Here is a 23,511-nt window from a genome sequence, read left to right on the forward strand (position 1 = left end):
CGGTACCGCCCCTGAGGAGGCCCCATGTCACAGCCCGCGCCCGCCCGTTCGGCGAAGCAGCGCAAGCAGGACACGCTCGACCGCTTCGAGCGGGACGTCGACGCGTGGGTCGCCACGGCCGGTGCGGACGGCGGGGAGCCGCACATGATGCCGCTGTCGTTCCTGTGGCACGAGGGCGCGCTGTACGTCTCGACGCGCGCGACCAATCCCCTGGCCCGCAACCTCGTGGCGACCGGGAAGGTGCAGCTCGGCATCGGGCCCACCCGCGACGTCGTCCACGTCGTCGGGACGAGCGAGGTGCTGCGCGACGACGAGATCTCCACCGAGTTCGGTGACGCGTTCGCGCGGCGGACCGGGTTCGATCCGCGGGCCGCCGACGGCCCGTACCGGTACTTCCGGATCACGCCGGTCCGCATCCAGGCGTGGCGCGAGGCGAACGAGCTCGCGGGCCGCGATCTGATGCGGGACGGTCACTGGCTGGTCGCCGACTGACCCGCGCGTGCCCCCGTCGCGCTCGGGCACGGGTGCCGAGCGCGACGGGGGCACGGTGGCCGTGGGGGACGCCGGTCAGGCGACCGGCTCCGGCTCGGGCGCCTTGTCCACCGGGCCCGCGTTCTGCGCGTGCCAGTCGGCGTTGTCGGCGAGCGGCTTCTCCTTCAGGACGAAGGCGAGGACGAGGCCGACGGCGAAGACGGGCACCAGGTACAGGAAGATCGGGACGAGCGCCTCCTGGTAGGAGTTGACGACCGTCTCGCGCAGGTCCGCCGGCAGGGCGCGGACCAGTGCCGGGGTCAGCGAGTCGCTGTTGCCGACCTGGGCGGCGGCCTCGGCCGGGATGCTCGTGGCGAGCTGGTCCGTGAGGCGGCTGGCGAACACGGCGCCGACGACGGCGGTGCCGAGCGTCGCGCCGATCTCCCGGAAGAAGTTGTTGGCCGACGTGGCGGTGCCGACCTCCGAGCCCGGGAAGTCGTTCTGCACGGCGAGAACGAGGGTCTGCATCATCAGGCCGACGCCGGCGCCCGCGAGTCCGACGTACACGCAGACCAGCCAGACCGGGTCCGCGACGTCGAGCGTCGACATCAGGTACGCGACGAGCATGATGATGACCGTGCCGGCGATCGGGTAGATCTTGTACTTGCCGGTCTTGGACATGATCGCGCCGGACGGCAGGGCGGTGGCCATGATGCCGACGACCATCGGAATGAGCAGCAGCCCGGACTCGGTGGCCGTCTTGCCGTACACCATCTGGAGGTACGTGGGCATGTAGCCGACGATCGCGAACATGCCGAGGCCGATCACGATCATGCCGATCAGCGTGGCGACGTTGAAGATCGGGCTGCGGAACAGGTGCAGCGGGATGACCGGCTCCTTGGCGCGCTTCTCCGCGACGAAGAAGAGCACCCAGGCGACGACGGCGCCGATGCCCAGGCCGATGACCAGCGGGTCGGACCACTCGTACTGCGTGCCGCCCCAGCTCGCGAACAGCACGGTGCAGGTGACGGCCGCGGCCATCAGGGCGGTGCCGAGGTAGTCGAGCGAGACCTGGACGGCCTTGCGCGGCAGCTTGATCGCGACGACCGCGACGAAGAAGGCCAGGATGCCGAGCGGCAGGTTGACCCAGAACGCCCAGCGCCAGGAGTGCTCGTCGGTGAACCAGCCGCCGAGCAGCGGGCCGACGACGGACGACAGACCGAACACGGCGCCCATCGGGGCCATGTACTTGGCGCGCTCACGCGGCGGGACCAGGTCGGCGATGATCGCCTGCGAGGTGATCATGAGGCCACCGCCGCCGAGGCCCTGAAGGGCGCGGCCCGCGATCAGCGTGCCCATGTTCTGGGCGAGTCCGCAGACCACCGAGCCCACCAGGAACAGGGCTATGCCGGCCAGGAAAATGTTCTTGCGGCCCATGAGGTCGCCGAGCTTGCCGTAGACCGGCATGCCGATGGTGGCGGCGAGGATGTACGCGGTGGTGATCCACGCCATGTGCTCGATGCCGTTGAGCTCGCCGACGATGGTCGGCAGCGCGGTGGACACGATGGTCTGGTCGAGGGCGCCGAGCAACATGGTCAGCATCAGGGCGCCGAAGATCAGGCCGAAGTTGTGCGGCTTGTCGATACTCTCTTCGGCCGCCGTGCCGGCGCCGTGCTCGATGCCCTCGGGTGCGGGGGCGTGCGTCATTGCGGGGTTCTCCGATGATGGTGTGCGGATGAGAAGACAAGGCCGTGCGGCGCGGGGAGAGCGGTCGCCGCGAACGGGTACTGCGGGTGTGGGGAGATCAGAGGGGCCGGGGCCGCGCGGTCACCGCACGGCGGCCGGCCCGAGCAGGGCGCGCAGCGCGGTGAACGAGTCGCGGACGCACTCGGCGGGCCCGTCCCGGTGGTCGCGCGCCTGCGACCACCGCTTGAGTCCGCTGCGCAGCGTCGCCATGGCGATGCCCGCGAGGAGTTCGGCGGCCTCGCCGTCGGGCGGGGTGCCGGTGCGCCGGGCGATGGTCCCGGCGAGATCGCGCTCGACGGCCTCGCACTGGGCGAGGAACGTGGCGAGGACGGAGGGCACGCCTTCGGCGATGCGCAGGGTGTCCTCCAGCTCCTGGGGGCCGGGGACACCCTCCCGCAGGTGGTCGGCGAGGACATCGCCCAGGTCGCGCAGTACGGCGTCGGTGTCCTGGCCCTGTCCGCCGGCGAACCGGTCGGCGAGGGCGGGCGGCAGGCTGCCGGGCAGGGCGAAGAGGGCGGCTTCCTTGCTGGGGAAGTAGTTGAAGAAGGTGCGGGGCGAGACCCCGACCTCCTTGCAGATCATGTCGACCGTGACGCGCGCGAAGCCCAGATCGCGGGCGAGGCGCAGCGTCGTCGCGTGCAGATCGGCGCGCGTACGGCGGCGCCTGCGCTCGCGCAGCCCCTCGTGCGGGGCGCTCTGCTGCTGGTCGGAGGGGATCACGGCCGAGATTCTTGCACACCGTGCAAACTTGCGGTCACTGCACCCCCGCTCCGCTACGTGACGGCGCGCAGCAGGGCGTCGAGCCCTTCGCTCAGACCGTCCGGTCCGCCCCGCTCCGCCATCAGCGGGGCGCTCTCGCGCAGCCGGGGCAGCTCCCGGGCGGGCAGCCGGTGCAGGCCGAGCCGGAAGGCGGGGTCCGGTTCGTCGGGGTCGTCGTCCATGGCGCGCAGCTCGACGATGAGCCAGCCGAGCAGCCAGGCGGTGAACACCCGGTGCAGGCGCACCGCCTGACGGACACCCAGGTCGGCGTCGAGGAGCAGGGCGATGACCCGTTCGTCGGCGCGGAGCACGGCGGCGGGGCGGCGGGCGAGGGGCGTCGACAGGAGGCGGGTGGCCAGCAGGGGCACGACATGCGGGTGCCGGAGCGCCACGTCGTGGGCGGCGCGGGCGATCCGGTCGAGCTCCTCGCGCCAGCCGCGCGCCGCGGGACCGGCGTCCAGGGCGGTCTCCAGCTCGACGAAGAGCGCTTCCACGAGGCCGTCGAGGAGGGCGCCCTTGCCGTCGGCGTAGCGGTACAACGCCATGGCCTCGACGCCGAGTTCGGAGCCGAGTCCGCGCATGCTCAGCGCGGAGAGGCCGTCGCGGTCGACGATCTCCAGGGCGGTGGCGAGCACCCGCTCACGGCTGAGCCGCCCGTAGCGGCCCCGGTCGGCGGCGCGGCGCGCGGGGGCTTCGGCCCGGCCCGACGCGGCCTGGTCGGATACGGCCTTGCCCGATACGGCCCCGCCCCACTCGGATCGCTTCTCCTTCGCCATCGACCGCTCCTCACGCCTCGCCCGTGCGTTCCGGGCCCGGAGATCGCCTCTTGACTCTGCTCCACCATAGGCGCAAAGTCGTACATATACGTCGTAAACGTACGGCGTCAGCGTACAGCGCAGGAGCGTGCGGCCATGACGCACCACGAGCCGACCTCGGCAGTTCGCATCGACCCCGCAGTGGCGGCCCACCTGGCGCGCATCTCGGACGGCAACGTCGTACGGGTCAGCGCCGAGGGCCCCGTCTTCGGACGGCCGTGCCGGGTGCGTGCGGTGCGGGAGTCGACCTTCGTACCGGCGCTCGGCCGCGGGGACCGGGCGGCGCTGCTCGCGATCGCGGTGGGCTGGGCGGTGAGTCTGGTCTGGTTCTGGGCCTGGTGGCTGCGGCCCGAGCACCGGGCGGGCTGGCCGGGCCTGATCGTGAACAGCGCGCTGCTGCTGTACCTGACCGGTCTTCCGGCGTACTTCTTCGCCACGGCTCTGCGGCTGCGCAAGGTCGACCCGGCGCTCGCGATCCCGTCGCTGCCGGTCGCGTTCGTCGTCACGCGCGCCCCGTCGGAGCCGTGGCCTTCCGCCGTGCGCACCCTGGAGGCGATGCTCGCGCAGGACTTCCCGCACCGCTACGACGTGTGGCTGTGCGACGAGGCTCCGACGCGCGACATCGTCTCCTGGTGCCACGTGCACCACGTGCGGCTCTCGTCGCGGCACGGCGTGGGCGCCTATCACCGGCAGGACTGGCCGCGCCGCACCCGCTGCAAGGAAGGCAACCTCGCCTACTTCTACGACCACTGGGGCTACGACGAGTACGCGGTGGTCGCCCAGCTCGACTGCGATCACGTGCCCGCTCCCGGCTATCTCGCCGAGATGGTGCGACCGTTCGCGGACCCGGCGATCGGTTATGTCGCGGCGCCCAGCGTGTGCGACGCGAACGGCGCCGGTTCCTGGTCGGCGCGGGGCCGGCTGCACCGGGAGGCGGTGTGGCACGGCGCCGTGCAGCTGGGCCACAGCGACGGACTCGCGCCCATGTGCATCGGCTCGCACTACGCCGTGCGCACCCGGGCGCTGCGCGACATCGGCGGGCTCGGACCGGAGCTCGCGGAGGACTTCTCGACGACGTACCTGCTCAACTCGGCGGGCTGGCAAGGGGCGTTCGCGATCGACGCGGAGGCGCACGGCGACGGACCGCTGACGTTCGCGGACATGGTGACGCAGGAGTACCAGTGGTCGCGCAGCCTCACGACGATGCTGCTCGGCCTGCTCCCCCGGCATCTGGGCCGGCTCCCGATGGCGCTGCGGCTGCGGTTCGCGTACGCGCTGGTGTACTACCCGCTGCTCGGCATGATGATCGTGGCCGGTCTGGTGCTGCCGCCGGTCGCCGTCGTGACCGGGCTGCCGTGGATGAACGTCGACTACTTCTCGTTCCTGCTGCACTTCTGGGTGCTGCCGGTCTGGCTGGTGCTCACGCTGTGGCTGCTGCGGCGGCGCGGGCTGCTCAGGCCGCGCCGGGCACCGCTGCTGAGCTGGGAGGTGTGGCTGTTCGCGCTGGCCCGCTGGCCGTTCGTGATCGCCGGGCTGCTCGGCGCGGTGCGCCAGCGGATACGGCCCCGGCAGGTCACGTTCAAGGTGACGCCGAAGACCGCCGCCGGGCCGCGCCCGCTGCCCGCCCGTCTCACCGTGCCGTTCGCGCTGCTCGGGACCGTGCTCGCCGCCATCGCCGTGTTCGGCGAACTGACCAGCCCGTCGGCCGGCTATGTGTTCCTGTGCCTGGTCGCGGGGGTGACGTACACCCTGGTCGCGCTCGCGCTGCCGCTGCTGCACGTACGGGAGACGGCGCGCGCCTGCGGCGTCCCCGTCTCCTCGGCCCTCGCCACCGTGCGGGTCTCCCTGATAGCCACCGTCCCCGCGACGCTGACCGTCGTCACCGCCGTCGTCTTCTTCCCGGCCTACGCGGCCGCCGTCCTGGGCTGGTGAGGACCATGTGCGCAGCGGAGTCCCCCTCGACCGTCCTCGTCACGGGCGGCGCCGGTTTCATCGGCAGCCACGCCTGCGTCGAACTGCTCGACCACGGCTACCAGGTGATCGTGGTCGACGACTACTCCAACAGCTGCCCGCGGGTGCTGCCCCGGGTGGAGCGGATCGCCGGACGGTTCTTCGGCGCCGTGTACGAGCTGGACATCCGCGATCGGCGCGCCCTCTCGGCCGTCTTCGACCGTCACCCAGTGGACGCCGTCGTGCACTTCGCCGCGCACAAGGCCGTGGGCGAGTCGACCCGGATGCCCGTCACGTACTACGACACGAACGTCGGCGGCACCACCGCGCTGCTGCACACCATGCACGAACACGGTGTGCGCGACCTGGTGTTCTCCTCCTCCTGCTCGGTGTACGGCGACGCGGGCGAGGGCCCCCTCGACGAGTCGACGCCGCACCGGCCGACCAACCCGTACGCCGCCTCCAAGTCCCTGTGCGAGCGCGTCCTGGCCGACGTGTGCGCGCACGACCCCCGCTGGCGCGTGCTGTGCCTGCGCTACTTCAACCCGGCGGGCGCGCACCCCAGCGGCCTGCTCGGCGAGGACCCGCACGGCACACCCGACAACCTCTTCCCGTACGTCGCCCAGGTCGCCGTCGGACGCAGGCGCCGCCTGCGCGTGCTCGGCGGGGACTGGCCGACGCCCGACGGGACCGCGATCCGCGACTACCTCCATGTGATGGACACCGTGGAGGCACACCGGATCGCCCTCGATCACCTCGCCGACTCGCGCGGGCTGAGCGTGTTCAACCTCGGCCGCGGACAGGGGAGTTCGGTGCTCGACGTCGTCGCCGCCTTCGAGGAGGCGAGCGGCGTCAGCGTTCCGTACGAGATCACCGGCCGTCGCGAGGGCGACGTGGCCGCACTCGTGGCGGACGCGGGCGCGGTGGCGCGCGCCTGGGGCTGGCGTCCCTCCCGGGACCTGCCCGCCATGTGCCGGGACGCCTGGCGTTTCCAGCAGCTCAACCCCGACGGCTACCGGGGCTCGCCCCGCCGGCCGGGGACGAAGGACGGTCAAGGAGCGGTGCCATGCGGATGACAGTCATCGGCACGGGATACGTCGGCACGGTGCACGCGGCGTGCATGGCCGACATCGGACACGAGGTGCTCGGCGTCGACATCGACGCCGATCGGATCGCGTCCCTGGCGGCGGGCCGGGCCCCGCTGCACGAGAAGGGCCTCGACGCGCTCCTCGCGCGCGGGGTCGAGGCGGGACGGCTGCGGTTCTCGACGTCCCTGGCCGAGGCCGCCGCGTTCGCGAACCTGCACTTCGTCTGCGTGGGCACGCCGCAGCGGCCCGATTCGGCCGCCGCCGACCTGCGGTACGTGGACGCGGTCGTCGAGGAGCTCGGGCCGCACCTGCGACCGGGTTCCCTCGTGGTCGGCAAGTCGACGGTGCCGGTGGGCACGGCCGCCCGGATCGGGCGGCGACTCGCCGACCTCGCGCCGGGCGCCGAGGTCGCGTGGAACCCGGAGTTCCTGCGCGAGGGCCGCGCGGTGGACGACACGATGCATCCGGAGCGCCTGGTCGTCGGCGTCGGGTCGGAGCGGGCGGAGGCGCTGCTGCGGGCCGTGTACCGGCCGATGAGGGAGGCGGGCGTGCCCGTGTACACCACGGACACGGCGACGGCGGAGCTGGTGAAGGTCGCCTCGAACGCCTTCCTCGCCACGAAGATCTCCTTCGTGAACGCGATGGCCGAGGTGTGCGACGCGGCCGGCGCCGACGTCACGGTCCTCGCCCGCGCGATGGGCGCCGACTCCCGCATCGGAGCGCAGTTCCTCGACCCGGGCCTCGGGTTCGGCGGCAGCTGCTTCCCCAAGGACATCCGGGCGTTCGCCGCCCGCGCCGAGGAGCTGGGCGCGGGAGAGGCCGTCGCGTTCCTGCACGAGGTCGACCGGATCAACACGCGGCAGCGGCGGCGCACCGTCGACCGTGCCCGCGCCCTGCTCGGCGGCGCGTTCGAGGGACGCAGGATCGGCGTCCTCGGCGCCGCGTTCAAGCCGGGCAGCGACGACGTACGCGACTCGCCCGCCCTCGCCGTCGCGGCCGCCGTGCAGGCGGAGGGCGGTGCGGTGCGGGTGCACGATCCGCAGGCCCTCGACAACGCCCGTGCCGTCTGCCCCGACCTCACGTACGCCCTGGACATTCCGAAGGCGTGCGAGGGCGCGGACCTGGTGCTGCATCTGACGCAGTGGCCTGAGTACCGCGCGATCGACCCCGCCGCCCTGGCCGGTGTCGTCCGCACCCCGCTGATCCTCGACGCCCGCAACTGTCTCGACGGGCGGGCGTGGGGTGCGGCCGGCTGGGCCTTCCGGGCGCTCGGACGCCCGGCCCGCAGCACGGGAGGTGCGTCATGAGAGTGGTGGTCACGGGAGGCGCGGGGTTCCTCGGCTCCCATCTGTGCGAGGCCCTGCTGTACCGGGGCGACACCGTCTGGTGTCTCGACGACTTCTGCACGGGCAGCCCGGCCAACGTCACGCACCTGCTGCCGGAGCCGCGGTTCCGGCTGGTGTCCTGCGACGTGACCGAGCCCTTCGACGTGCCGGGTCCGGTGCACGCGGTGGCGCATCTGGCGAGCCCCGCGTCCCCGCCCGACTACCACCGGCTGCCGCTGGAGACCCTCGCGGCCGGCAGCCGGGGCACGGAGTACGCGCTGCGGCTGGCGCTGCGCCACGACGCCCGGTTCCTGCTGGCGTCGACGAGCGAGTCGTACGGCGACCCCGAGGTGCACCCCCAGCCGGAGGAGTACTGGGGTCATGTGAACCCGGTCGGACCGCGCAGCGTCTACGACGAGGCCAAGCGGTACGCGGAGGCGCTGACCATGGCGTACCGCCGCTCGCGCGGCGCGAACACGGGCATCGTGCGGATCTTCAACACGTACGGTCCGCGGATGCGCCCGCACGACGGCCGGGTGGTCTCCACGTTCCTGCGCCAGGCGCTCACCGACCGCCCGCTCACGATCTTCGGCGACGGCTCGCAGACGCGGAGCTTCTGTTACGTGGACGATCTCGTCCGGGGGCTGACGGCGATGCTCGACGCGTGCGCCGAGGGTCCGGTGAACCTGGGCAATCCCGGGGAGTTCACGGTCCGGGAGCTGGCGGATCTGGTGCTGGCGGTGACCGGTTCGTCGTCGGCCGTGGAGTTCCGGCCGCTGCCGGTGGACGATCCGACGCGGCGGCGCCCCGTCATCGACCGGGCGCGCGCCGAGCTGGGCTGGGCCCCGTCGGTGTCCCTGGAGGAGGGCCTGCGCCGCATGGTCGCCTGGTCGCGGGCGCGGTCCCAGGGCCGGCAGGTGCCGCCGGTCCGTGAGCCCGTGAAGGTGTGAGGACGATGCGCGGTGCGGCGGTCGCCACGGCGGTGGGGATGGTGGGCCTGGCCGTCATGACGACCGGATGCTCCGGCACACCGCACTATGTCCCGCCCGCGCACACGTACTACGTCGCGGCCGACGGGGACGACACGGCGGACGGCACGGCGCCGGACTCGGCGTGGCGGACGCTGGACCGCGCGGACCGCACGAAGCTGCGGCCCGGTGACCGGCTGCTCCTGGAGGGCGGGGCCCGCTTCCGCGGCACGGTGACGGTCGGGCGGGACGAGGCGGGGGATCCCGGACGGCCGGTCGTCATCGGCTCGTTCGGGTCGGGCCGGGCCGTCGTCACCTCCGCCGCCGAGCCCGCCGTCTCGGTGCACGACACGGGCGGCGTGCAGATCCGCGACCTCGTGCTGCGCGGAGCGCCCGCGTCCCGCGCGCACGACGCGGGAGTGAACCTCTACAGCGATCTTCAGAGCGGGGCGCGCCCGTCCGGGATCACCGTGTCCGGCGTGGACGTCTCCGGATTCCGCGTGGGCCTCGCCGTGGGAGCGTCCCGACACGGCGTCGGATTCCGTGATGTGACGGTGAGCCAGGCGTCGCTGCACGGGAACAAGGACATCGGCCTGCTGACGTACGGACCGGACTTCAAGCCCGCGCGGGCCGCGTACGCGCACGAGAACCTCACCCTCGACTCCGTGGCGGCGTACGGCAATCCGGGCGATCCGAACGCCCACGACCGGCACACCGGGGACGGCATCGTCGTCGGCTCGGTGCGCGGGGCGACGGTGCGGCACGTCGACGCGCACGACAACGGCGCCCGCGCGGCGAGCGACGCCCCCGAGGGCCCGGTCGGCGTGTGGGCGTACGACGCGACGCGCGTCGTGATCGAGGAGAGCGTCTCCTACCGCAACCACACCGGTTCGACCGTCGACGGCGCGGGCTTCGGGCTCGACTCGAACGTGTCGGACTCGGCGCTGCGTCGCAACCTGGCGTTCGACAACGACGGTCCGGGCTTCTACGCGTACCAGCGCTGGACGAACGGCGCGCACGCCCGCAACACGATCAGCCACAACATCAGCGCCGGCGACGGGCGGGCGCTGCCCGAGCACGGGGCGGTCGCCGTCTACGGCACGGACATCCACGACCTCGCGGTCGTGCAGAACACGGTGCTGCTGTCCCGCTCCCCCGCCGGGACGGGGCCCGCGCTGCGGCTCCAGACCGGGGAGCACGGCGTCGTCGTCCGCAACAACCTCTTCGTCACCGAGGGCGTGCCGCTGGTGCTGGCCGACCGAGGTCTGACCCGGTCGGACGTCGTCCTCCAGGGCAACGACTACCGCTCCGCCGACGGCGACTGGCAGGTGTCGTGGGGCACGGAGTCCTACGGTTCGCTCGCCGCGTGGCGGGAGGCCACCGGTCAGGAGACGGCCGGTGGCAAGGCGACGGGCCTCGACGTCGATCCGTGTCTGGCCGGGGGCGCCCTGCCCGAGATCCGGTCCGTGGCCGACGCGTCGCGCACCGTGCCCACATGCCCCGCCCTGGCCGGCAAGGGCGTCGAGCCGCCGCTCCCCGGCGGTGTTCCCGCGGTCGGCCCCGTCGACTACTTCGGGCACACCGTGGCCGCTCCGCCGCAGGTCGGGGCCGTGGTCCCGCGCTGAGATGCAGCTCAGCGACCCCGTGCCTACGATCAAGTACGGAGCGAGACCCGGGACCGACGCCTCGAACGCCGCCCGGTGTCCCGTACGCAGGGAGGCGGCTGCCATTGCTGCGAGCACATCGGCTGATGGGCCTGTACGCCGCCCTCGTGGCGGCCGCCACCGCCGTCTACCTGACCGTCCCCGTGACGCAGTCGCCCCTGTGGTGGGCGATCGGCATGGGGTCGGTCGTCGCGCTCCTCGCGGGGGTGCGGCTGTACCGGCCCGCGCACCGCTGGCCCTGGTACGTCCTGGCGGCCGCCCTCTTCGCGTTCTCCGTCGGGGACACGTACTACAACGTGCAGGAGCAGTACTTCGCCGCGTCGAACCCGTTCCCCTCGCCGTCCGACGCGTTCTACCTGCTGACGTATCCACTGTTCGCGATCGGCCTGTTCGGGCTCGTGCGCCACCGGTGGGCGGGGCGTGACCTGCCCGCGCTGCTCGACGCGCTGATCCTGACGGCGGGGCTCGCACTGCCCGTGTGGGTGTTCCTCGTCCAGCCGCTCACCCTCGCCGACGGCATGACCTGGGAGCAGCGCGCCATCAGCGTCGCGTACCCGCTCGGTGACGTCCTGGTGCTCGCCCTGCTGGCCCGGCTGCTCGTCTCGGGCCCGGGGCCGCGCGGCAACCGGTCGGTGCAGCTCCTCGTGGCCGGCACCCTGACGCTGCTCTGCTTCGACATCGCCTACGGGATCCTCCAGCTCAACGGCGCGTGGCAGGCCGGGACGCTGCTCGACGCGGGCTGGATCGTTTTCTACACGGCGTGGGGGCTCGCGGGAGTGCATCCGTCGATGGCCGAACTGACCGCGCGCGCTCCGCAGCCGACGCTCCTCCCGGCACGCAGGAGGGTCGTGCTGCTCGGCTTCGCGACGCTCATCGCGCCCGCCATCCTGCTGTACGAGGCCCTGTCCGGCACCACGCACGACGGCGCGGCGATCGCCGCGTTCAGCGCCGCGCTGTTCCTGCTCGTTTTGCTGCGCCTGGGCGGCATGGTCGTCGCGCACCGCAAGGCCGTGGCGCGCGAGATGGCGCTGCGCACCGCCACGGCGTCGCTGGTGTCGGCGATGGACGCGCGGGAGATCGCGGCGGCGTGCGACACGGCCGTCGCCACGCTGTTCGGCCCGGACACGCCGCACGCCTCGACGCTGCTGCCCGCCGAGCCCCACGCCGACACCCCGCAGGGTCTGCACGAGGCGACGCGGATGATGCCGGTCGAGGAGCTCGGCCCGTCGGCCGCGTCCCGGCTGCGCGGCCTGCCCACCGCGCTGGTCTGCCCGATGGTCCCGCAGGACAGACCGCCGGGCAGCGACCTGCCGGGCGTCCTGGTGGCGGCCGGTCCGCCCAAGGAGCTGGGCGAGATCCGGGGGCCGCTGGAGTCCCTCGCCGCGCACGCGGGGCTCGCGATGGAGCGGATCGCCCTGCGCCAGGAGATCATCAAGCGGGAGAGCGAGGCGTACTTCCGCACCCTGGTGCGCAACGCGTCGGACGTGATCCTGATCGTCGACGAGGACAACACCGTGCGGTACGCGAGCCCGTCCGCGCGGGCCGTCTTCGGCGGCGTACGGCCGGTCGGCGTCGTGCTGCCCGACCTGGTGGGGTCGCGCGACCGGGACCGGGCCACGCGGGCGCTCGCGGCGCTGCGCGTGGACGGGGCGCCCGAGACGCACGACCACTGGTGGGTGACGCAGAACGGCGGGCGCACCGAGGTCGAGGTGCGGTGCAGCGACCTGCGGGACGACCCGACCGTCGGCGGGATCGTGGTGACGCTGCGCGACGTCACCGAACAGCGACAGCTGGAACAGGAGCTGACGCAGCGGGCGTTCCACGACGCGCTGACCGGGCTGCCGAACCGGACCCTGCTCCTGGAGCGGGTGGAGCGGGCGCTGCTGCGCAGTCGCCGCGAGCCCGCCCTGACGTGCCTGCTCTTCATCGACCTCGACGACTTCAAACTGGTCAACGACACGCTGGGGCATCCGGCGGGCGACATGCTCCTGATGGCGGTCGGCGAGCGTCTGACGGCGACGCTGCGGCGGTCCGACACGGCGGCGCGGCTCGGCGGCGACGAGTTCGCCGTGCTGATGGAGGACGCCCGCGACCCGGTCGACGCGGAGCTGCTGGCGGCGCAGATCCTCCAGACGCTCAGCCGGCCGATCCGGCTCCTGGAGGACGCGGTCAGCGTGTCGGCGAGCGTCGGGGTGGCCACGGCCCTGGACAGCGGCAGCACGGACGAGCTGCTCCAGCACGCCGACCTGGCGCTGTACGCGGCGAAGGCGGCGGGCAAGCGGCAGTGGCGCCGCTTCAAGCCGCCGCTGCACGAACGGGTCGTGCGCCGCCACGAGTTGCAGGCCCGCCTCGACGAGGTGGTGAGCAGCGGCGGGTTCGGCCTGCGCTACCAGCCGGTCGTCGACCTCGCGACGGACGCGGTGGTGGGGTTCGAGGCGCTGGTGCGCTGGCCGGAGGACCCGCGCGGCACGGTGCCGCCGGAGACGTTCGTGGCACTCGCCGAGGAGACCGGGCACATCGCGTCGCTCGGTGCGTGGGTGCTGCGCAACGCGGCCGCGGGGGCCGCGCGCCTCCAGGCGGTCAGACCGGAGAACCCGCCGTACGTGAGCGTGAACGTGTCGGCGCGCCAGTTCCGCGAGGCGGACTTCGTCGACCAGGTGAAGGCCGCCCTTGACACCCCGGGCCTCGCCCCCGGATCACTCCAACTGGAGCTCACGGAAACGGTGTTGATGCGCCGTGACAAACAGATCGACACGGTGGTGCAGGCCGTCAAGGACCTCGGTGTGCACATCGCGGTCGACGACTTCGGTACGGGCTTCTCCAGCCTGCGCTATCTGCGCGAGTTCCCCATCGACGTACTGAAGATCGACAAGTCGTTCATCGACGACATCGCCTCCGACACCCGGCAGGTCGCCCTGGTCGAGGGCATCGTGCGCATCGCCCGCACGCTGGGTCTCGGAGTGATCGCCGAAGGCATCGAGGACCGCGCGCAGCGGGACCTGCTGGCCGGCATGGGCTGTCGGTTCGGGCAGGGGTTCCTGTTCGCCCGGCCGCTCACCCCCGAGCACGCCGCCGCGCTGCTCGACAGCCCGCCACCGAAGGAGACGAGTGCCATGAGCGATACGGCGTCCCCGCCCCCGGGAGTGCGACGTGATCCGCGCTGGGGCGATCTGGAGCGGCTGCGCCGCACCAACCCGATGAGCGACGCGGTCCTCGACGAGGTGCGCGGCCGGCACATCCGCAGCGGCGACCACTGGCTCATCGACTTCGCGTCCTGCAACTACCTGGGCTTCGACCGGGATCCGGAGATCATGGAGGCGATCGGCCCGGCGGTCGCGCAGTGGGGCACGCACCCGAGCTGGTCCCGGCTGCTCGGCTCGCCGCGCCTCTACCCGGACATCGAGGAGCGGCTCGCGCTGCTGCTCGGCGCCCCGGACACGCTGGTGCTGCCGACGGCGACGCTGATCCACGCCTCGGTCATCCCGGTGCTCGCGGGTCAGGGGCAGGTGTTCGTCGAGGCCACCGCGCACCGCACCGTGTACGACGGGTGCGTGGTCGCGCGCGGGCAGGGCGCGACCCTGCACCGCTTCCACGCGGAGCGCCCCGACGAGCTGGAGCACCTGCTGCGGTCGGCGCCGCCCGGCGACTCCCGGCTGGTCTGTCTGGACGGCGTGAACAGCATGAGCGGCAACCTGCCCGACCTGCCGCGCCTGGCGCGGCTGTGCCGGTCGTTCGACGCGACGCTCTACATCGACGACACGCACGGCTTCGGCGTGATCGGCGAGCGCGGCGCCACGGAGCCGTGCCCGTACGGGAGCCGGGGCAACGGCGTCGTGCGGCACCTCGGCGAGACGTACGAGGGGATCGTGCTGGTCGGCGGGTTCTCGAAGGCGTACTCGTCGCTCCTCGCGTTCCTCGCGCTGCCGACCTGGCTCAAGGACCACCTCAAGACGTCGGCGGCGCCCTACCTGTACTCGGGGCCGTCGCCGACCGCGTCGCTGGCGACGGTCCTGGCCGGACTGGACGTGAACGACAAGCGCGGCGACACGATCCGCGCCGACCTGTACGCGAAGACCCGGCGCGTCCTCGACCAGGTGACCGCGCTCGGCCTGGACACGCCCAACCGCGACGAACTCCCCATCATCGAGATCCCGTTGGGGCGCTCCTCCGACCTGGACGCGGTGGCCCGCTTCCTGTGGGACAGCGGCATCTACGTGACGGTGGCCGCCTATCCGCTGGTCCCGCACGACCGGGTGGGCTTCCGCATCCAGCTCACGGCGCTCAACTCGGACGAGGACATCGACCGGCTCAACGCGACGCTGGCCCGCCTCAAGGAGCGGTTCCCGCTGCGCGAGAGGGCGTGAACGGGCCGTGGCCGCACCGACGTTCAACGACGACGTCGACTGGGACGGCTGGCCGGTCGACGCCTACCTCGCCGAGAACTACCGGCAGCTGCACCCCTCCGACGCGGCCGTCATCGCGCACCACAGCGCGGTCTACCGGCAGCTCGAAGCGGGCGGTGTCGAGCGGTCGGTGGAGTTCGGCGCGGGACCGAACCTGTATCCGCTGATGCTGGCCGCGGCGGTGTGCCGCCGGATCGACGCGGTGGAGGCGGGCGCCGCCAACGTCGCCTATCTGAGGCGGCAGTCGCGGCACGGACCGGACGTGAGCTGGACCCCCTTCCACGCCCTCGTGCGGGACCTCGATCCGCGGACCCCGGCGACGCCCGGCGCGGCACTGGCCGGGGTCCGGGTGGTCCACGGCGACGTACGCGCGATCCCCCCGGGGCGGTACGGGCTCGCGTCGATGAACTTCGTCGCCGAGGGCGTCACGGAGGACTTCGCCGAGTTCACCGCGCTGTGCGGGCGGTTCGCGGGGTGCGTGGAGCCGGGCGGGCGCCTGGTCGCGGCGTTCATGGAGAACATGCCGACGTACCGGATCGGCGAGGCGACCGTGTGGCCGGGCTGCCCCGTCGACGTACCGGCCGTACGGTCCGTCTTCGCGCCGCTGACAAGGGAGTTGACGGTCACGCGCATCGACGCCGACCCGACCCTGCCGGACTACGGGGACTCGGGCATGGTGCTCCTGTCGGCGGTCGCGCGCTGAGGAGCTCTGGCCCGTCCGGCACCTGTGCGACGCCATCGCCCGCGCGGCACAGTGGCATCCGGCGTGCGAGGTCCGCCGCCGATGTCGCAGGGACGAGGTGGCCGCCATGGAGAGTTCCGCTCGTCGCGGATGGCTGAGCTGTGAGGTGACGTGGTCGGTCGAGCCGGACGCGCTCGACCGGGTGCTGGCCGGCGGCGAGGCGGCCCGCTTCCTGGACCTCGCGGTCACGGGCGCCCAGACCATGCGGGTCCAGGTCACCTCCCGGGCCGCACGGATCGACCTGGAGTCGGCGACCCTGTTCGGCGAGGGCGTCACCCTCGTCGACGACGGCGAACGCATCCACTGCCTCGGGCACGGTCGCGGCGAGCGACTCGTCCTGGACCGCTCCTGGGTGCCGCGCGGCCGCTGCGAGGCACCCGTCGTGGTGGTCGACGGGCCGTACGTCGAGGACTGCCCGCTGGAGGACGGCCGCGCGGGCAAGGCCGTCTCCGTCGTCCTGCGCGAACCGGGCGCGCCGGAGCGCTATCGGCAGCAGGTGTTCGTCGATCCGGAGCGCCCCGCGCACGGGCTGACGGGGCGCGTGCTCGAACTCGTCCTCGGTGACGCGGGCGTGCACCGCCCCGGTGGCTATCCGATCGGGGAGGTCGCCGCTCTGGTGGCCGAGACCGGTGTACCGGTGGGCTGCGCGGTCGACGCGCTGGGCGCGACACCCGAGTACGTCCCCCACCGGCTCGGCGGGTTCCGTATCGACCGGTGGGACTCCGGTGAGGACGACGACCTCACCCGGCAGCCGGAGCGGCGCGCCGGTGCGCCCCGGGCAGACGTACGGGACGCACCCGTCGTCGCGCCGGCGTCGCGCCGGGACCCGGACACCGCTCCGGTGACCTCGCGGATGCTCCCCCGTGACGAGGAACTGCCGGGCCACGACCCCGAGGAGGTGAGGAAGCCGCCGCCCCCGCGGCAGACGACCGACGCGCCCCTCGGGCTGCTGATCGAGCAGCGCCTGCTGTCGGACCTGACGTCCGTCGTCAACCGGGCTCTGCGCCCGCTGGCCGGAGCGAGCTTCACCTTCTCCCCACGGTCCGCGACCGTCCCCTGGCTGGCGACGGCCCGGCAGGGCGTGCTGGCCCGCGAGACCGACAAGGTGAACCACACCTTCCCGCCCGGCCTCGACATCCTCGGCTTCTGTCTGCTGCACGACCTGGTCCCGCCGTCGCCGCTGGGCGGCTACGCGGGCCCCTCGGTCGACGTCCCCGGCTGGGGCACGATCCGCGGCCGGGGCCTGCTGGACCGCGAGGCGATGAAGGCGGCGAAGGCGGCGGTCACGACCGGGACGGTGCCCGCCGCGGTGCTCGCCCGGCTGCCCGCCGACGTCACGGCGGCGCTGACGGCTGCCGGCACCGACTGGACGCTGCTCACTCCCGAGCAGAAGCTCCAACTCGCGCACGCCACGCTCCTGGAGACGTCGGGGACGCTGGTCCTGCCCACCCTGCCGAGCACGCTCCCGTTCAACGTGTCCGACATCATCGTCGGCGAACTGTCGTCCTACACCGCCACATGGGGCCTGCCCCGGGCCCCGGACGGCAGCTGTCCGTTGATCACCTCGATGACGTGCACGGGCCGGGGCATCTACGCCCGTCTCTCGTTGGGCTCCCTCGCCCTGTCCGGCAACGTCACCCGCAGCCTCGGCACGAGGTACTGGCTGGTCCTCGCCGCGAGCGCGCTGGTGCCGCTCCTCATGCCCGGCCTCGCCTGGGTGCTCGGGGTGCTCAGCTCCGCCGCCGCGTTCGTCGTCCTGGACGCGGCCAGGGCCCGCCTGCGGATCAGCGGCCTGACCGCGGACATCGCCCTGCGCCTGTCCCCCGACACCGGGGCGCGGATCCAGCCGACGATCACCGTCAGCTGCTCGGGCCGGGTCTCCGCCGACCTCACGTCGGCCGTACCGAGCGCCCTGCACCGGATCGTGGACCTGGTCCTCGAGGCCCTCGCCCGGATCGGCGGGCCCGTGCTCCAGATCCTCGGCTCCACGCTGGGCAGGACGCTCACCACGGCGCTGCGCGACCGCGTCGGCGGTTCCGCCGACCCCGCGACCCTCTTCGGGCTCGACGTGCCGCGGACCGGCGCGAGCGTCACCGGCGGCGGGAGCAGCTTCCTCTACGTCGAATCGCAGCTGGCGGCCCCTTCGGGGTACCCGGTGGCGCTGACGACGGTCCGCGAGGCCGGTCCCTCGCCGGTCCTGTCCGACGCGTCGCGGCTCGTGGCCGCCGACGGACGGCACTACGCCTCCGTGCTCAGCTCGGAGAACACCCTCAACGTGCTGCTCGCCGCGGCGCACCGGCGCGGCGAGTTCGGCGCCCGGCTCACCACCGGGCAGCAGGGGACGCTGCGGATGCTCACCCGGCCGCCCTTCACGCCGGTCTTCTCCGGCGGCGTCACGGTCGCGGCGCTCGCGCCCCCGCGTCTCACCCTGCAACGCGCGCTGCCCACCGCGCCGACCCCGCACGGTGTGCTGCGCACGGAGTTCGCGCTGACCGTGCAGGACTCGAAGGAGACCTGGTCGCGGCTGCTGTTCACGGCGACGGCTCCGGCCCGCGTGGTGGCCGGTTCGGCCCCCGGGTCGACGACCCCGAAGATCGACCTGTTGAGCATGGCCGTCGCCCCGCTCGACGTGCTGGTCGACCAGGCGGGCACCACGGTGCAGGTCACGCGTGTACAAGCGGTGGACCTGGTACGCCAGACCATCACCGAGGAGGTCGAGGACGTCCGGGGCAAGAAGAAGACGAAGACCTGGGTGGAGACCTACGAGCGGGAGATCGACCAGGCCCTCACCGCCTCCGAGGCCCAGGCGCTCGCGCCGCTCGCGGTCACGGCGGCGCGGTACGGCTTCGGCGGCGTGCGCGGGCTCGGCCGGCTGCCGTACCGGGACGGCGTCCGCGCCGACGGGGCGTTCGTCGACCCGAAGGACCCGGCCGCGGGGATCGATCCGGTCACCCGGCTCACGTACACCCTGACCGGCACCGATCCGGACGATCTGCCCAACCCCCGGCCCGGGTACGCGCTGGCGGATCTCGGCTTCCGGGACGGTCTCGCCTTCCACCACCTCTCGCTCGCCGGTCTCGCGGCGACGGCCGTGGACCCGACCCTGGAGCAGCTCCTCGTGGCGAACTGGGCGGCGCTGTTCTACGGGGCGCTGGGGGCGCCCGACTTCACCTGAGGGATCAGCGCGAGCGCCGTGTCGACGAGGGCGAGGTGGCTCGCCGTGCCCGGGGCGTTGCCGAGCCGCCGTCCGGTGCGCGGGTCCCAGCGTTCGGCGAGCAGGCCCACGTCGTTCCGGGCGTCGAGGACCCGCGCGAAGACCGCCTCCGCTTCTGCGCCGCGGCCCGCGTCCGCGAGGGCGCGGGCGCGGTGCAGCGCGTCGGCGACCCGCGGCGCGGGCTCCTGCGGCGGCGCGTCGAGGACGGCGCGCACGCGCGGATCCGTGTACGGAAGGAGGCCGAGTCGCGGCAGTACGAGGTAGGCGGGGTCCGGGAGCGCATGGTCCCCGCCGCTCCCGGATCGGGCCCGGACCGCCGCGGGCAGCCCGGGATCCGTGGCGTCGGCCCGCCCGAGCAGCCCGGCGATCCGCCGCCCCCGGTCGAGCGCCACCCAGGCCAGCGCGTCCGCATGCCCCGCGGCCTGCGGCCCCTCCTCCCGCCAGGCCCGCTCCACCGCCCGGGTCAGCTCCGCCGCGAACCGGCCCGAGTCGAGCCGGGGCACCGGTAGCCGTGCGCGCAGCGCCAGGTGGAGGGCGTCGAGGACTTCCGCGTACGCGTCGAGTCGGGGGCGGTCCGTCGGCAGCAGGCCCCGCTCGCCCGCGATGCCGTACACGCTCCGCAGCGTGCTGCCCGGCTCTCCGGCCAGCGTGCGCAGCAGCCACTCCACACGCGCGCTCGCCTCGGCGCGCAGGCCGCAGCGGAGCAGGGTGGCGAGGCTCCCGCCGAAGCCGTCGAGACGGCAGACGCGACCGTCGCCGTCGTGCTCGCCTTCGGTGCCGTACGGCACCGAGGTCGTCGGCGCGGAGAGCACCGCGCCGGTCGGGGCGTGGGTGAGGGCTTTCCACGTCAGCAGGGAGCGCACGACGGCGGGCCGCCAGGGGCCCTGGTACGTGCAGTGCGCGACCCAGCGGCGCCAGAACCCGACGGTCTCCTTCAGGAGTGTCTGGGCGGGGACGGACAGCTCGGCGGGCGGTTCGGTGCGGTGCGAGGGCGCCCAGACCAGGGTGACGGCGCAGCTCTGGCCCGCCGTGACGGTGGCGTCGAGGGTCGAGGTGCCGGTGGCGGCATCGAGCGTCTCGTCGCCCGGCCCCTCGCTGCGCACCCAGACCGCGTCGGGCCCCGCGACGGCGACCGTGCACGGCCCGACCCGCCGCAGCCAGGGCACGATCCGCCCCTGGTGGAAGCGCAGGCGCAGGACGCCTCGGACCGGCACGGCTCCCCGCAGCCCCTCGACCCGCCGCACGAGACAGGGGTGGGCGGCGCGTGGTGGCATGAAATCGGTGATCCGCACGGCACCCTGCGGCGTCTCCCAGACGGTGTCGAGTACCAGGGTGTCGGGTCGGTAGGCGCGGCGGTTGCAGCGGTCGGCGCCGCGCGGGGCGAGGCGCCAGAAGCCGTTGTCAGCGTCGCCGAGGAGGGCGGCGCAGGCGGCGGGCGAGTCGAAGCGGGGCAGGCACAGCCAGTCGACGGACCCGTCCCTGCCGATCAGCGCGGCAGTTTCCAGGTCCCCGAGGAGGGCGTGGTCGTCGAGGTCCTCGCCGCGAGGTTTCATGATCCATAGAGGTTTCATGATCGAAAACGACGCCGCCGTACACAAAGCCGCACATCCAGGATAGGCTCACTTGTCCGTATTGCGACATACTTAACTTTTGTCGATCGATGCGGACCGGACGCCCGCACCACCGGCCCTCACCGGCCACGGACTGCAACCGACTGGGGAACCCTCGATGCGCGTACGTCACGTCACGGCGGCCACCGCGGCCGCGCTCGCCCTGACCGCACTCGCCGCCCCCGCCGCCCTCGCGGGACCGTCCGGCGCGATCTCCGCGGCCCTGCCCCGCTGCGCCGAGAACGATCTCACGGTGCGCGCGACCCCCTCCGACGACAACGACGGCGTCATCAAGCTGAGCGTGCGCAACAACGCGGCGAAGCCCTGCCTCGTCGACCGCGTCCCGACGATCACGTACGGCGACCTCGACGGCGCGGCCCTGCCCCTGCCGTCCATGCCGCACGCGGGACACAAACTGGGCGGCCACGACACCGCGTACGCGGCGGTCCGCTCACTGTCCGACTCCGACGACGCCGACGAGCAGGCCCGCACCGTCATGTTCGTGACCGTCACCGCGGTGCCCGATCACGACGGCCGCCGGTTCCAGGCCCTGACGCTCGGCGCACCCGCCGGGCTGCGGGTGTGGGAGCCGGTGACGACGCTGTGGCAGGACAGCCCGGCACGGGCCGAGCAGGTGCTCCAGGAGGAGATCACGGGCCGGGGCGCGATCGCCGCGTAGGGCATCCGGCGGGAAATCGCTTGCCCTGAAGGGCGCGGCCTTGAACCGTGTCCCCGGGGCGCCCGTGCGCCACGCGCGGGCGCCCCGTCGCCGTCATCGGGCGGCGGCGGTCTCCCTGATCACGGGTTCGAACTCCCGCCGGACGTACGCGTCGAACGGCGCCGTCAGCGCGCCGTCGATCACCCGCCGCACCCCGTGCCCGGCCGCGAACTCCTTGAGCGCCGTGCGGGAGGCGGGCTCCACTCCCCCGCCGATGATCAGCACCCCGAACCCCTCGGCCTCCAACAGCTTCCTGGCCTCCTCGTCGCTGCTCACGCCTTCCGCGTCGAACCCGTCCGCGCGCAGCGTGGCCAGCACCTCCGTCACGCGGGAGGGCGTCCTTCCCAGCACCAGCGTCCTCATGGCCGTTCCTCTCCGGTACGTCGACCTCGGCGCACCCGAGCGTAGAAGCTCAACCACGCTTGAGGTCAAGGCCGATCAACGGCGCAGCCGGTGCATCGCGGTGATGAGGGAGTCGTCGTGGACGCGGGCGCCGGGGAGGCGATGGCGCGCCGCGACGACGGCGGCGTCGACGTCGGCCGTGCCGGTGGCGACGCAGAGCGAGTACGCGATGTCGTCCATGCGGCGCCGGGCCGCGGCGCCGCCCTCGTCGGCGTCCAGGGCGCTGAGCGTCTCGTACTCGCGGACACGGTCGGCCAGCAGGGCGGGGTGGGCCAGCAGCATCAGAGGGATCCTCTCCCGGTGGGGACGGCGTGGTCACTCAGCACCCCGGCTGCCCCACCCGTCCCGCAGCAAACAGGCGGACGCGGATGGATCGCAGGGCTCAGGCGTGTGCGCGCTCGCCCAGCGCCACCACGACGGCGCCCGCCGCGCAGGCCGCGCCGAGGGCGCAGACGCCGGGCCAGCCGGCCGCCGCCCAGACCACCGAGGCGAGGGCGGAGCCGACGGTGCCGCCGAGGAAGAAGCTGGTGCTGAACGCGGAGTTGACGCGGTTGCGGGCCTCGGGCCGCAGCCCGTAGATGACGGTCTGGCTGCTGTTGAGGACGGCCTGCTGGCCGATGTTCAGGGCGACGACGCCGACCGCGAGCCAGAGCAGGGAGCGCTCCCCCGCGAGCAGGGTGAGCCAGCCGGCCAGGAGCAGGACCGTCGCACCGCGGGTGACCGCTCGCACGTGCCCCCGGTCGCTGAGCCGCGCCGCGAACGTCATCGTCAGCACCCCGACGGCGCCGACGAGCCCGAACAGACCGATCGCCGGTGCCGACCAGCGGAACGGAGCGCCGCTCAACAGGAAGGTGAGCGCGGTGAGTTGCGTGCTGTACGAGGCCAGCGACAGGGCGCCGAGCAGCGCGCGGCGGCGCAGCACCGGCTCCTCGCGCAGCAGGACGAGCGTGGAGCGCAGGAGGGCCGGGTAGCGCAGGTCGGCCATGACCGGCAGCCGCGGGAGACGGCGGTGGAGGGTGAGGGCGGCGGCGGCCATGAGGACGGCGAGGACCGCGTACGGGGTGCGCCAGCCGCCGAGTTCGGACAGACCGCCCGCCGCGGTGCGGGCCAGCAGGCCGCCGAGCAGGACGCCCGACATGACGAGGGCGACGGCACGGCCCCGGTTCTCGGCGGTGGCGAGGCTCGCGGCGTGCGCGACGACGACCTGCGCGCCGACGGAGGCGAGGGCGGTGAGGACCGTGCTCGCGAGGAGGACCGGACCACTGGGGGCGAGGGCCGACACGGCGAGGAAGAGGGCCGTGGCCGAGAAGAGGGTGACCGCGAGGCGGCGGCGGTCGACGACGTCGCCGAGCGGGACGAGGAGCATCAGGCCCAGCGCGTACCCGGCCTGCGAGGCGGTGACGAGCAGGCCGGTGAGCACGCTGCCCAGGTGGAGCTCGCGGGAGATGAGGTCGAGGAGCGGCTGGGCCACGTAGTTGCCCGCGCAGGACAGGCCGGTGGCGACGGCCAGGAGGAGGAGCAGCCCACGGCGCGGCTCGACGCCCGTGTGCGGCTGGGGTGTTGTCCGGGTCGGTCCGGTCAGCTGGGTCATGGGTTCAGCCTGCGGCCGCCCCTATTCATGAGTCCAACACATCCT

17 protein-coding genes are annotated in these 23,511 nt (G+C 73.4%); 10 read left to right on the forward strand and 7 right to left on the reverse strand.

The window, feature by feature from the left end; genetic code table 11:
* Positions 1 to 24: 24 nt before the first annotated feature.
* The gene (locus tag V2W30_RS02530; RefSeq protein WP_338693263.1) at positions 25 to 492 is read left to right on the forward strand and encodes a pyridoxamine 5'-phosphate oxidase family protein; all 468 of its coding nucleotides are present in this window, start codon (positions 25 to 27) and stop codon (positions 490 to 492) included.
* Positions 493 to 567: 75 nt separating this feature from the next.
* Here V2W30_RS02530 and V2W30_RS02535 read toward each other — a convergent pair whose 3' ends face one another.
* The 3 genes from V2W30_RS02535 to V2W30_RS02545 all read right to left on the reverse strand — a co-directional run bounded on the left by V2W30_RS02535 (position 568) and on the right by V2W30_RS02545 (position 3,752).
* Positions 568 to 2,178: an MDR family MFS transporter gene (locus V2W30_RS02535; RefSeq protein ID WP_338693265.1), complete on the reverse strand. Its 1,611-nt coding sequence runs from the start codon at positions 2,176 to 2,178 to the stop codon at positions 568 to 570.
* Positions 2,179 to 2,298: 120 nt separating this feature from the next.
* Positions 2,299 to 2,937 carry a TetR/AcrR family transcriptional regulator gene (locus V2W30_RS02540; protein WP_338693267.1) on the reverse strand — a complete coding sequence of 213 codons (639 nt, stop codon included), beginning with the start codon at positions 2,935 to 2,937 and terminating at the stop codon, positions 2,299 to 2,301.
* A 53-nt stretch (positions 2,938 to 2,990) separates the two neighbouring features.
* On the reverse strand, positions 2,991 to 3,752 hold the full coding sequence (locus tag V2W30_RS02545) for a TetR/AcrR family transcriptional regulator (protein ID WP_338693269.1): 762 nt from the start codon (positions 3,750 to 3,752) through the stop codon (positions 2,991 to 2,993).
* Positions 3,753 to 3,887: 135 nt separating this feature from the next.
* Here V2W30_RS02545 and V2W30_RS02550 point away from each other — a divergent pair, with 135 nt between their 5' ends.
* The 8 genes from V2W30_RS02550 (at position 3,888) to V2W30_RS02585 (ending at position 19,106) form a co-directional block, all read left to right on the forward strand.
* Positions 3,888 to 5,723, forward strand: coding sequence for a glycosyltransferase family 2 protein (locus tag V2W30_RS02550; protein ID WP_338693271.1), 1,836 nt, complete (start codon positions 3,888 to 3,890; stop codon positions 5,721 to 5,723).
* Between the two features lie 5 nt (positions 5,724 to 5,728).
* Positions 5,729 to 6,817: a UDP-glucose 4-epimerase GalE gene (galE, locus tag V2W30_RS02555; RefSeq protein WP_338693273.1), complete on the forward strand. Its 1,089-nt coding sequence runs from the start codon at positions 5,729 to 5,731 to the stop codon at positions 6,815 to 6,817.
* Positions 6,808 to 8,136: a UDP-glucose/GDP-mannose dehydrogenase family protein gene (locus V2W30_RS02560; RefSeq protein ID WP_338693274.1), complete on the forward strand. Its 1,329-nt coding sequence runs from the start codon at positions 6,808 to 6,810 to the stop codon at positions 8,134 to 8,136. The genes galE and V2W30_RS02560 overlap by 10 nt, the downstream gene beginning before the upstream one ends.
* Complete coding sequence (locus V2W30_RS02565) at positions 8,133 to 9,104, forward strand: UDP-glucuronic acid decarboxylase family protein (protein ID WP_338693276.1); 972 nt, start codon at positions 8,133 to 8,135, stop codon at positions 9,102 to 9,104. The genes V2W30_RS02560 and V2W30_RS02565 overlap by 4 nt, the downstream gene beginning before the upstream one ends.
* A gap of 5 nt (positions 9,105 to 9,109) precedes the next feature.
* Complete coding sequence (locus V2W30_RS02570; RefSeq protein WP_338693278.1) at positions 9,110 to 10,747, forward strand: right-handed parallel beta-helix repeat-containing protein; 1,638 nt, start codon at positions 9,110 to 9,112, stop codon at positions 10,745 to 10,747.
* Between the two features lie 125 nt (positions 10,748 to 10,872).
* Positions 10,873 to 15,150, forward strand: coding sequence for an aminotransferase class I/II-fold pyridoxal phosphate-dependent enzyme (locus V2W30_RS02575; protein ID WP_338703446.1), 4,278 nt, complete (start codon positions 10,873 to 10,875; stop codon positions 15,148 to 15,150).
* Positions 15,151 to 15,157: 7 nt separating this feature from the next.
* Entirely contained in the window at positions 15,158 to 15,892 is a 735-nt protein-coding gene (locus tag V2W30_RS02580; protein WP_338693280.1) for a class I SAM-dependent methyltransferase, read from the forward strand.
* A 106-nt stretch (positions 15,893 to 15,998) separates the two neighbouring features.
* The gene (locus V2W30_RS02585) at positions 15,999 to 19,106 is read left to right on the forward strand and encodes a hypothetical protein (RefSeq protein ID WP_338693282.1); all 3,108 of its coding nucleotides are present in this window, start codon (positions 15,999 to 16,001) and stop codon (positions 19,104 to 19,106) included.
* Here the strand turns inward: V2W30_RS02585 and V2W30_RS02590 are convergent.
* The gene (locus tag V2W30_RS02590) at positions 19,073 to 20,698 is read right to left on the reverse strand and encodes a glycoside hydrolase family 15 protein (RefSeq protein ID WP_338693284.1); all 1,626 of its coding nucleotides are present in this window, start codon (positions 20,696 to 20,698) and stop codon (positions 19,073 to 19,075) included. The genes V2W30_RS02585 and V2W30_RS02590 overlap by 34 nt on opposite strands.
* Positions 20,699 to 20,873: 175 nt before the next feature.
* Here V2W30_RS02590 and V2W30_RS02595 point away from each other — a divergent pair, with 175 nt between their 5' ends.
* The gene (locus V2W30_RS02595; RefSeq protein ID WP_338693286.1) at positions 20,874 to 21,434 is read left to right on the forward strand and encodes a DUF4232 domain-containing protein; all 561 of its coding nucleotides are present in this window, start codon (positions 20,874 to 20,876) and stop codon (positions 21,432 to 21,434) included.
* A gap of 93 nt (positions 21,435 to 21,527) precedes the next feature.
* Here the strand turns inward: V2W30_RS02595 and V2W30_RS02600 are convergent, their stop codons facing one another.
* The 3 genes from V2W30_RS02600 to V2W30_RS02610 all read right to left on the reverse strand — a co-directional run bounded on the left by V2W30_RS02600 (position 21,528) and on the right by V2W30_RS02610 (position 23,466).
* Positions 21,528 to 21,836, reverse strand: coding sequence for a hypothetical protein (locus tag V2W30_RS02600; protein WP_338693288.1), 309 nt, complete (start codon positions 21,834 to 21,836; stop codon positions 21,528 to 21,530).
* A gap of 75 nt (positions 21,837 to 21,911) precedes the next feature.
* Positions 21,912 to 22,157: a DUF5133 domain-containing protein gene (locus tag V2W30_RS02605; RefSeq protein WP_338693290.1), complete on the reverse strand. Its 246-nt coding sequence runs from the start codon at positions 22,155 to 22,157 to the stop codon at positions 21,912 to 21,914.
* A 100-nt stretch (positions 22,158 to 22,257) separates the two neighbouring features.
* Complete coding sequence (locus V2W30_RS02610) at positions 22,258 to 23,466, reverse strand: MFS transporter (RefSeq protein WP_338693292.1); 1,209 nt, start codon at positions 23,464 to 23,466, stop codon at positions 22,258 to 22,260.
* Positions 23,467 to 23,511: the final 45 nt, after the last annotated feature.

Origin of the sequence: Streptomyces sp. Q6, from assembly GCF_036967205.1 — a bacterium.
Taxonomy (GTDB): Bacteria; Actinomycetota; Actinomycetes; order Streptomycetales; family Streptomycetaceae; genus Streptomyces; species Streptomyces citrinus.